The following is an 8,491-nucleotide window of genomic DNA, read 5'->3' as shown; positions in this document are numbered from 1 at the left end:
ACCGTCCGCCGCGCCTCGTTGCGGCTGCTCACCAGGCCGGCCGCGATGAACAGGTCGGCGACCGTGGACCCGGCCGGCGCCTGCACCAGGCCGGCCTCGACCAGGGCCGCGCGCAGCGTCGACGCCGACAGCTCGCCGAGCGAACCCCGCCCGAACAGCGCCTGGCTGGCCGCGATGACCTGCGCGGTCTCCTCCGGCCCGTGCACCAGCTTGGACATCTCCTCCGCCAGCCGCCGCTGCCCGATCCGGGCCGCGGGCCGCTCGGCGGTCTCCTTCTCGATCGCCTCGATCTCCTCGCGCTCCACGAACGTGAGCTTGCGCAGCAGCCCGCCGACCAGCGAGTCCTCGAGGTTCACGAAGTACTGGTACAGCGCGTACGGGCTGGTCATCTCCGCGTCCATCCACAGGCTTCCGCCGCCGGTGGACTTGCCGAGCTTCTCCCCGGCCGAGTTCACGAGCAGCGGCGTGGCCAGGAGGTGTACCGAAACACCTTCCACGCGATGGATCAGGTCGGTGCCGGCGGTAAGGTTGCCCCACTGGTCGCTGCCGCCGGTCTGCAGCTTGCAGCCGTAGCGCCGGTAGAGCTCCAGGAAGTCCATGCCCTGCAGGATCTGGTAGCTGAACTCGGTGTAGCTGATGCCGGCGTCCGAGTTCAGCCGGGCGCTCACGGCGTCCTTCGTGAGCATCTTGTTGACCCGGAAGTGCTTGCCGATCTCGCGCAGGAAGTCGATTGCCGACATCGGCGCCGTCCAGTCGTAGTTGTTCACGATCCGGGCGGCGTTGTCGCCGGTGAAGTCGAGGTACGGCTCGATGTGCCGCTTGATCCGTTCGACCCACTCGGCAACGGTGTCCGCCGAGTTCAGCTGGCGTTCGGCCGACGGGCGGGGGTCACCGATCAGTCCGGTCGCCCCGCCGACCAGCGCGAGCGGGCGGTGGCCGGCCATCTGGAGCCGGCGAACCGTCAGCACCTGCAGCAGGTTGCCGATGTGGAGGCTCGGCGCCGTCGGGTCGAAGCCGCAGTAATAGGTGATCGGCCCCTTCGCCATCTCCGCGCGGAGTTCGTCGAGGTCGGTCGAGAGCGCGATCAGGCCGCGCCACTGCAGATCTTCGAGCACATCGGTCATAGCCGCGATTGTCCCACTCCTCCCCGCTCGAACCTGACCGGGTTTTGTCGTACCCGGCGGCTAGGGTTGGGTCATGGCAGTCGTGAAGATCAACGCGATCGAGGTTCCCGAGGGCGCCGGCCCTGAGCTGGAGCGCCGCTTCGGTGCAAGGCACGGCGCGGTCGAGGGCGCCCCGGGCTTCCTGGGCTTCGAGCTGCTGCGCCCCGTGGCGGGCGAGACGAGGTACTTCGTCTACACGAAGTGGGAATCCGAGGAACATTTCCAGGCCTGGTCCACCGGCCCGGCCCGCGAGGCCCACTCGGGCGAGCGCGCCAAACCCGTCGCGACCGGCTCGAGCCTGCTCGAGTTCGAGGTCGTGCAGCACGCGGACCCACAGGCCTGACCATGGCGCGCTTCGTCCTCTTCCCCGGCCGGCACCACCTGGTGACGCGTTTCCAGGCGGTCTATCTGCGCGGCCTGGCCGAGGGCGACCAAGCCAAAGACCTTCCAAGCCCCGGGTTCGGTACTGCGTATCCGGCGCCCGATCCCGCAACGATCGTCTGGGCGGTCACCAGCGCGAACCACCAGAACACCAAGCGAAACCCCGTCGCCTACGACCGCCGCGAGGCCGCGATCGAGCGGTTCAGCCTGCAGGAGGGCCTGCGCTCCCTGGTCGTGCCGGTCTTCGACACCGCACACACCGACCGCTTCGCCGAGGTGACGCTGAAGAGCGTCGAATCGGTCCTCGGCCGCCGCCTCACCCCGCAGGACACCATCGTGGCGTGCTCGACCCCGGAGGTGGCGGCCCTCTACGAGACCATGGGCTTCGAGATCGCCCTCGTGGAGGCCGACCCCGCCTTCTCCATCGCCGCACCGGTCCCGGAGGCGGCCGGTGTCACGCTCTCGGCCCACGCCACTCCCGCCGCCGGATCCGCGGGCGCCGTTGCCACGGCCTCTGCGGCTGGCGCCGTTTCCGCCACCTCCAACGCGTCCACTGTGCACTCGGCCATCGCGGACCCGGGCGGCGACGTGCGCGGCGACACCGCTCCGTCGGCCACAGCGAGCTCCGCCACCGGCCCGGGCGAGGGCGCGGCCGATCGGGCGGCGAGCCCGGAGCGGCCCTGGGACGTGCTGCTACGGCTCGCGGCCGGCGACCCGGCATGGCGGGGGCTGGCGCACCCGGCGACCTTGGACGTGTACGACCGCTATCGCCTCGACGAGCAGGTCGCCATGGTCGTCAACGACCCGGTCGTCGGCGAGGAGGGCGGCCTGACCACGACCCGCGACTACCGCACCTATGCGGAGGCGTTCGAGGCCAGCGCCGAGCGCAAGTGGGACATGGTCCGCCGCCACGTCCGCCCCGGCCGCATCGTCGACATCGGCTGCGGCGCCGGCGCGGTCCTCGCCCTGGCCGACCGCGAGTCAACGCTGCGCGAGAGCGACCTCATCGGCGTCGAGGTCGCCCGCCACCTCTACGAGGAATGCGTCCACCGCAAGGCCCAGGGCTGGTTCACCAACCCCAACGTCTACTTCTACTGCCGCAACGTCCTCGGCGGGGCCGTCTTCCCGCCGCGGTCGATCGACACGACGCTGACCTTCGCCCTGACGCACGAGATCTGGTCGTACGGCAAGCGAATGTCCTCCCTGCGCGCCTTCGCCGAGGCGATCTACGAGCACACCGTTCCCGGTGGCGTCTGGATCAACTCCGACGTGTGCGGCCCCGACGGCCGCGACCGCCAGGTCCGCCTCACCCTCCAGGGCGCCCCCACCCACCGCCCGCCCGCCGGCGCCCCGGCCACCACTCCTATGCCGACAGCCGCGGCCACGCTCACGCCGACCGTCGCGGCCACCGCCCCCGCGCCTACCGCGGGTCCCACCGCCGACCCGTCCGCCGCCGTCACTGCGAACCCCGCCGCCGCGGTCGCCTCGCTGGAAGGGCTGTCGCGGGACGAGATCGCCGCGCTGGTCGAGGCGCTGCCGACGCGGGCCCGGCTCGACCGGTTCGCCGCCGACTTCCACTTCCCGCTCGCGTACAAGGATCTGGGCGACCCGTCCGATCCGGGCGCCGTCGAGATCGCCCTCGGCGACGCCATGGAGTTCCTCACCCACAAGGACTACCCCGACAACTGGCTGTCGGAGGCGCACGAGCAGTTCTGCGGCCTGGAGTTCGCCGACTGGAAGGCCCTGCTGACCGACGTCGGCTTCGAGGTCGACCCGTCCTCCCACGCCTGGCGCAACGACTGGATCGTGGACAACCGCATCCGGCCCTACGCACAACTGTCCACACTGGACGGCGCCCCGCTCGACTGGCCGGACACCCATGTCCTGCTCGTCGCCCGCCGCCCGCTCAACACCTGACCCGCTCACCTACGACGTCACCCGCCGACCGACATCACCCGGGCTCCGCACGCACATCGCCCCTGGACAACGGACGGGTTCCACACCGGCACCACGCTGCGAAACGACAGACTGACGACTGGGCGCGTTCATCAGCCGGCGCGCGGCCAACAACTCACGATCCGGAGCAGATCTTGAAGGCGTTGCAGTATTCCGAGTACGGGCCGTCGAGCGTCCTGCACGTCGTGGACCTGGACGAGCCGCAGGTGGCCGCCGGGCGGGTCCGGATCGCGGTCCGGGCCGTGGGCGTCAACCCGTACGACTGGAAGGTGCGCAGCGGGGCGTTCGGGGACACCAGCCCCACGCGGCTGCCGGTCGTGCCGCACTCGGACGCGGCCGGGGTGGTCGACGCCGTCGGGGACGGGGTGGAGGGCGTCGTCGTCGGTGACGAGGTGTTCGGGGTGGCCGTGGGCGGGGCCTCCGCCGAGTACGCGGTGCTGCGCTTCTGGACGCCGAAGCCCGCCGGGATGTCGTTCGCCGAAGCGGCCGGGATGCCCAACGTGGTGGAGACGGCCGGGCGCGCGCTGGCGCTGCTCGGGCTGGAGAAGGGGCAGACGCTCGTGGTCAACGGCGCCTCCGGCGGCGTGGGCATCGCGGCGGTGCAGCTGGCGGTCGCGCGCGGCGCGGCGGTGATCGGCACGGCGAGCGAGCGCAACCACGAGTTCGTGCGCGGCCTGGGCGCGGTCCCCGTCACGTACGGGGCGGGCCTCGCCGACCGCATCCGTGCCATCGCGCCGCAAGGCGTCGACGTCGCCCTCGACACCGCGGGCCGCGGCGCCGTTGCCGAGCTGGTCACGCTCACCCCGCGGCCGGCGGACGTCGTGAGCATCGCCGACTTCGAGGCGCCGAGCCACGGCGCCCGGGTCACGAACGGCTCCGAGGGCCGCTCGTGGTCGACCCTGACCGAGGCCGCCGCGCTGTACGTCGAGGGACGCTTCACCATGCCCGTCGACCGCACGTTCCCGCTGGCCGAGGCCGCCGCGGCCCACGACCTGAGCGAGTCCGGCCACGTCCGCGGCAAGATCTTCCTGACGCTCTGACCAGCACGCGGACGGCTCCGGGGGCCGCGACGACATCGGCCGGATCCTGAGGGCTCACGCGGATCGGCGGCGTCACGCCGGCGACCGCGGCCGGGCGCCGCGTTGTCGCGGTAGCTGCCGCACGGGTCGGCGGCCGGCTGATCGGCGACGGCGAAGGAGCCGCGCCGAGGATCGGCGGCGTCTGCGGGGCCGCCCGCGATCGAGCGCCGGCAGAGCCGCGGGTCAGCCGCCGCTGCAGGGTGCGTCAGGGGTCGATGAGGACGACCGGGGACGGGGTGGCGCGCTTGCACACCCGGTTGTCGCCCGACGAGCGGCCCAGCAGGTGGCGGCCGGCCCACGGCAGCATGTGGCGGCGCATCCACGCGAGCTCGGCGGCGACGGTCTGGTGGCGGCGCACCCGCGGCGGTGGCGGGAGCTCGGCCGTCCAGGACTCGTCGAAGCCGGGAAGGCCCAGGGTGTACGCCAGCGCGGCGCCGATGCGTTCGTGGCCGGCGCTGTTGGCGTGCAGGCGGTCGTCGCTCCAGAGGCGGGGGTCGGAGGCGACCGCGTACGCGCCGAGGTCGAGCAGCGTCGCGCCGCTGTCCGCCGTGGTCTTGCGGATCGCCTCGTTCAGGGCCAGCACGCGGCCCCGCAGCGGGCGGGCCATCGGCATGACGGGGGCGGGATCCGGCAGGGTGAAGGTGAGGACGGTGGCGCCCTGGGCGACGAGGGCGTGCTGCATCGCGTAGATGTCGCGGGCCACGGCGGCCACGTCGAAGGAGCCGCGCATGATGTCGTTCATGCCGGCGACGACCGTGGCGAGGTCGGGGGCCATGTCCAGGGCCGGCTGGAGCTGCTCGGCGCGGATGCGGGACGTGGTGCGGCCGCGGATGGCCAGGTTGGCGTACTCGAGCGGGGACTCGGGCTGGGCGGCGGCCACGTGGTGGGCGAAGCGGTCCGCCCAGCCGCGGTAGCCGCCGGCGCCGTCGGGGTCGTCCATGCCCTCGGTGGTGCTGTCGCCGATGGCGACGTATCGGCGGTACCGCTGCGGGATCATGGCGGGCGTCATGCCGTGCGCCCGGCGTAGGAGGCGCGGGCCGCCTCGAGCGCGGGGAGGTGCTCGGCCGCCCAGGCGCGGCAGGCCTCGATGGCCGGGAAGAGGGTGCGGCCGAGGTCGGTGATGGCGTACTCGACGCGGGGTGGCATCTCGTCGTACTCCGTGCGGGTGATCATGCCGTCGCGCTCAAGGGCGCGGAGGGTCTCGGTCAGGACCTTGGCGGAGACGCGGTGCAGCGGCACGCGGAGCTCGCCGAAGCGGCGCGGGCCGTCGGCCAGGCAGACGAGGACCATGCCGCCCCACTTGTCGCCGATCTGGAACGGGGTCACGGCCGACGGGCAGGCGGGGTCGAACAGGTCCGGCGGGAGCGGGGCGCGCATCGGCCCACGGTAACGCGGACATCAGTAACGTTGCAGTTACCGAGGTCTCGGGTTCTACGGTCCGGCACATGACTTCACTGGTGGTGTTCGGGGCGGGCGGCAGGGCCGGGCGGCGGATCATGGCCGAGGCGGCGCGGCGCGGGGTCGATGCGACGGGCGTGGTGCGGGATCCCGCGAAGTATCCGCACCTTTCGGGCACGATCGTCGCCGGGGACGCGACCGACGCGGACAGCGTCGTGCGGGCAGCGGACGGGCACGACGTGGCGGTATCGGCGGTGTACGGCGCGGACCTCGACCCGGCGCAGTACGCCGAGGCGATGAAGGCGCTGCTGCAGGGCCTCGAGCGGGCCGGCGTGGGGCGCCTGCTGATGATCGGCGTCGCCACGACGCTGCCGGCCGAGCACGGGGAGCACCGCCTGTTCGAGGCGCCGGACTTCCCGGCCGAGTGGCGCCCCTTCTCGCAGGCCCGGGCCGACGAGCTGACGGTGCTCGACGCCTATACCGGGCCGATCGACTGGGTGGTGTTCACGCCGCCGATGGAGCTGACGGACGAAGAGGCCGATTCGCGGTACAAAATCGGAAATTCCGGGAATCGCCTGACCTACGCCGCCCTCGCCGCCGCCATCCTCGACGAAGCGACTGAGAAGACCCACCAAAGGGTCCAACTCGCAATTTCCGGCATCTAGCCGATAACCGAAAAATCCGAAATATCCGGATGCGCCAGCATCCGGATATTTCGGAACACAAGCGATCACAAGAGCGCTACACCGACTTCTGATACGCCCGGAACGTTCGCGAAGACAAGTACACCAACGCCGCGGCCAAGAGCAGCAGCGCGGCGCCGTAGGACAGAGCGTGCGGCCAATTTGCCGAGCCCAGCAGCGCGGTCCGGCAGGTCTCCAGCGCCCAGTTCACCGGGTTCGCCTTCGCCACCGTCTGCATCCACGACGGCATCAGGCCGGGGGCCATGAACGCCGAGGACAGGAACGTCAGCGGCAGCAACAGCAGCGTGTTCAGGCCGATGATGCTCTCCCGCTGGCGGACCAGCATGCCGGCCGTGTTCGACAGGGCGCTGAACACGACGCCGAGCAGCGCCGCGGAGGTGACGAGCAGCAGGACGCCGCCGAGCGGGTACCGGGCGCCGGCCGCGAGACCGAGCAGCACGATGATGACCGACTGGATGGTGACGCTGAGCGTCTGCTCGATGACCACGGCGTCGAGGACGGCGCCGCGGCGGACCGGGGTGATGAGGAAGCGGTTCATCGTCCCGCGGTCGATCTCCTCGAGCACGCCCATGCCGGACCACATGCTCGACGAGACGGCGCTCATGACGACGACGCCGGGGACGAGATAGGTGAGGTAGTTGCCGGAGCCGAAGCCGGGCAGGTCCACGATCTTGCGGAACAGGTTGCCGAACAGGAACAGCCAGATCGCGGGCTGGATGAGCGTCACGAACAGGAACGCGGGCTGCTGGACGAAGACCTTGAGCCGGCGGCCGGTCAGGTAGGCGAGGTTCACGCCGCCACCTCCATCCGGCGGCCGGCGTGCTTGAGGTACACGTCGTCGAGGCTCGGGCGGGCGACCGTGACCGTGGCGACCCGGATCCCGCCGGCCTCCAGCGCGGCGAGCGCGGCCGGCACGGCGGCCGCACCGTCGTCGGCGCGCGCGGACAGGCGCGAGCCGTCGAGCGTGACCTCACGCAGTCCGGGGAGCCCGGTCAGCGCCGCGCGGGCCTGCGGCCCTTCCGGAGTTTCCAGGATTTCGATGTGTACGGCATCCCCGCGCAACTCCCCCTTGAGCCGATCCGGCGTCCCCTCGGCGACCACTCGCCCGCCGTCGACGATGACGAGCCGGTCGGCGAGGCGGTCGGCCTCGTCGAGATAGTGCGTGGTGAGCAGGATCGCCATGCCGGTCAGGCCTCGGATCTCGCGCCAGAGCGCGGCCCGGCCCTCGGGGTCCAGCCCGGTGGTCGGCTCGTCGAGGAAGAGCACCGCGGGGCGGTGGACGAGGCCCATGGCGACGTCGAGGCGCCGCTGCATGCCGCCGGACCAGTCGCGCGTACGCCGGCCGGCCGCCCCGGTCAGGTCGAAGCGCTCGAGCAGCTCGTCGACCCGCGCGCGCAGCCGGGCGCCGCGCAGGCCGAACAGGTGGCCCTGCAGGGTGAGGTTCTCGCGGCCGGTCGCCGCCGGGTCGAGGCCGGAGCGCTGGGCCACGACGCCGATCGCGGTGCGCACGCGGTCCGGGTCGCGGGCGACGTCGTGGCCCATGACCTCGGCGTGGCCGGAGTCGGCGCGGGCGAGCGTGGTGAGGATCTTGACGGTGGTGGACTTGCCGGCGCCGTTGGGGCCGAGCAGGCCCACGATTTCGCCCGGTTCCACGGTGAGCGAGAGGCGATCGAGGGCGCGCACGCCCTTGGGATAGGTCTTGACGAGGTCGCGCGCCAGGACGGCGGGTGGCATGAAGGTCTCCGATCGGTTCGGCAACCGTTCACGCGGGTTGGGTATCCTGGCGTGTGCAGACACCAAGGCCGGATCC

The 8,491-nt window shown here is 72.0% G+C and carries 9 protein-coding genes (1 of these 9 running past the window's edge); 4 read left to right on the top strand and 5 right to left on the bottom strand.

What is annotated here, in order from left to right; genetic code table 11:
- Positions 1 to 1,124: the 5' portion of a tyrosine--tRNA ligase gene (gene tyrS, locus ACQEVU_RS06410; protein WP_433321608.1), read on the bottom strand. The gene continues 145 nt to the left of window position 1, outside the view; only the first 1,124 of its 1,269 coding nucleotides appear in the window; it begins with the start codon at positions 1,122 to 1,124; its stop codon lies off the left edge, out of view.
- A 73-nt stretch (positions 1,125 to 1,197) separates the two neighbouring features.
- Between tyrS and ACQEVU_RS06405 the strand changes: the two genes are divergently transcribed.
- The 3 genes from ACQEVU_RS06405 (at position 1,198) to ACQEVU_RS06395 (ending at position 4,540) form a co-directional block, all read left to right on the top strand.
- Complete coding sequence (locus ACQEVU_RS06405) at positions 1,198 to 1,506, top strand: antibiotic biosynthesis monooxygenase family protein (RefSeq protein ID WP_433321607.1); 309 nt, start codon at positions 1,198 to 1,200, stop codon at positions 1,504 to 1,506.
- 2 nt (positions 1,507 to 1,508) lie between these two features.
- A complete protein-coding gene (locus ACQEVU_RS06400) occupies positions 1,509 to 3,461 on the top strand; it encodes a class I SAM-dependent methyltransferase (protein WP_433321606.1) in 1,953 nt (650 codons plus the stop codon).
- Between the two features lie 173 nt (positions 3,462 to 3,634).
- Positions 3,635 to 4,540: an NADP-dependent oxidoreductase gene (locus ACQEVU_RS06395; RefSeq protein ID WP_433321605.1), complete on the top strand. Its 906-nt coding sequence runs from the start codon at positions 3,635 to 3,637 to the stop codon at positions 4,538 to 4,540.
- A 244-nt stretch (positions 4,541 to 4,784) separates the two neighbouring features.
- Here the strand turns inward: ACQEVU_RS06395 and ACQEVU_RS06390 are convergent, their stop codons facing one another.
- Together ACQEVU_RS06390 and ACQEVU_RS06385 are read right to left on the bottom strand one after the other, a co-directional pair.
- The gene (locus ACQEVU_RS06390) at positions 4,785 to 5,588 is read right to left on the bottom strand and encodes an SGNH/GDSL hydrolase family protein (RefSeq protein ID WP_433321604.1); all 804 of its coding nucleotides are present in this window, start codon (positions 5,586 to 5,588) and stop codon (positions 4,785 to 4,787) included.
- Positions 5,585 to 5,956 (bottom strand): winged helix-turn-helix transcriptional regulator, encoded by a 372-nt coding sequence (locus ACQEVU_RS06385; RefSeq protein ID WP_433321603.1) that lies wholly within the window; start codon positions 5,954 to 5,956, stop codon positions 5,585 to 5,587. Before ACQEVU_RS06385 ends, ACQEVU_RS06390 begins: the two co-directional genes overlap by 4 nt.
- 68 nt (positions 5,957 to 6,024) lie before the next feature.
- Between ACQEVU_RS06385 and ACQEVU_RS06380 the strand changes: the two genes are divergently transcribed.
- On the top strand, positions 6,025 to 6,642 hold the full coding sequence (locus tag ACQEVU_RS06380; protein ID WP_433321602.1) for an NAD(P)-dependent oxidoreductase: 618 nt from the start codon (positions 6,025 to 6,027) through the stop codon (positions 6,640 to 6,642).
- Between the two features lie 76 nt (positions 6,643 to 6,718).
- Here the strand turns inward: ACQEVU_RS06380 and ACQEVU_RS06375 are convergent, their stop codons facing one another.
- Entirely contained in the window at positions 6,719 to 7,474 is a 756-nt protein-coding gene (locus tag ACQEVU_RS06375; RefSeq protein WP_433321601.1) for an ABC transporter permease, read from the bottom strand.
- On the bottom strand, positions 7,471 to 8,415 hold the full coding sequence (locus ACQEVU_RS06370; protein WP_433321600.1) for an ATP-binding cassette domain-containing protein: 945 nt from the start codon (positions 8,413 to 8,415) through the stop codon (positions 7,471 to 7,473). The genes ACQEVU_RS06375 and ACQEVU_RS06370 overlap by 4 nt, the downstream gene beginning before the upstream one ends.
- Positions 8,416 to 8,491: the final 76 nt, after the last annotated feature.

The organism is Dactylosporangium sp. CA-139066, assembly GCF_050936175.1.
Lineage (GTDB): Bacteria > Actinomycetota > Actinomycetes > Mycobacteriales > Micromonosporaceae > Dactylosporangium.
The sequence above is the reverse complement of the archived record's forward strand: the minus strand, read 5'-3'. Positions and strand labels throughout refer to the sequence as shown.

Excerpts from the sequence above, each read along its gene's own strand:
- ACQEVU_RS06405 (WP_433321607.1), top strand. The coding sequence starts at position 1,198 with ATGGCAGTCGTGAAGATCAACGCGATCGAGGTTCCCGAGGGCGCCGGC.
- ACQEVU_RS06400 (WP_433321606.1), top strand. The coding sequence starts at position 1,509 with ATGGCGCGCTTCGTCCTCTTCCCCGGCCGGCACCACCTGGTGACGCGT.
- ACQEVU_RS06390 (WP_433321604.1), bottom strand. The coding sequence starts at position 5,588 with ATGACGCCCGCCATGATCCCGCAGCGGTACCGCCGATACGTCGCCATC.
- ACQEVU_RS06385 (WP_433321603.1), bottom strand. The coding sequence starts at position 5,956 with ATGCGCGCCCCGCTCCCGCCGGACCTGTTCGACCCCGCCTGCCCGTCG.
- ACQEVU_RS06380 (WP_433321602.1), top strand. The coding sequence starts at position 6,025 with ATGACTTCACTGGTGGTGTTCGGGGCGGGCGGCAGGGCCGGGCGGCGG.
- ACQEVU_RS06370 (WP_433321600.1), bottom strand. The coding sequence starts at position 8,415 with ATGCCACCCGCCGTCCTGGCGCGCGACCTCGTCAAGACCTATCCCAAG.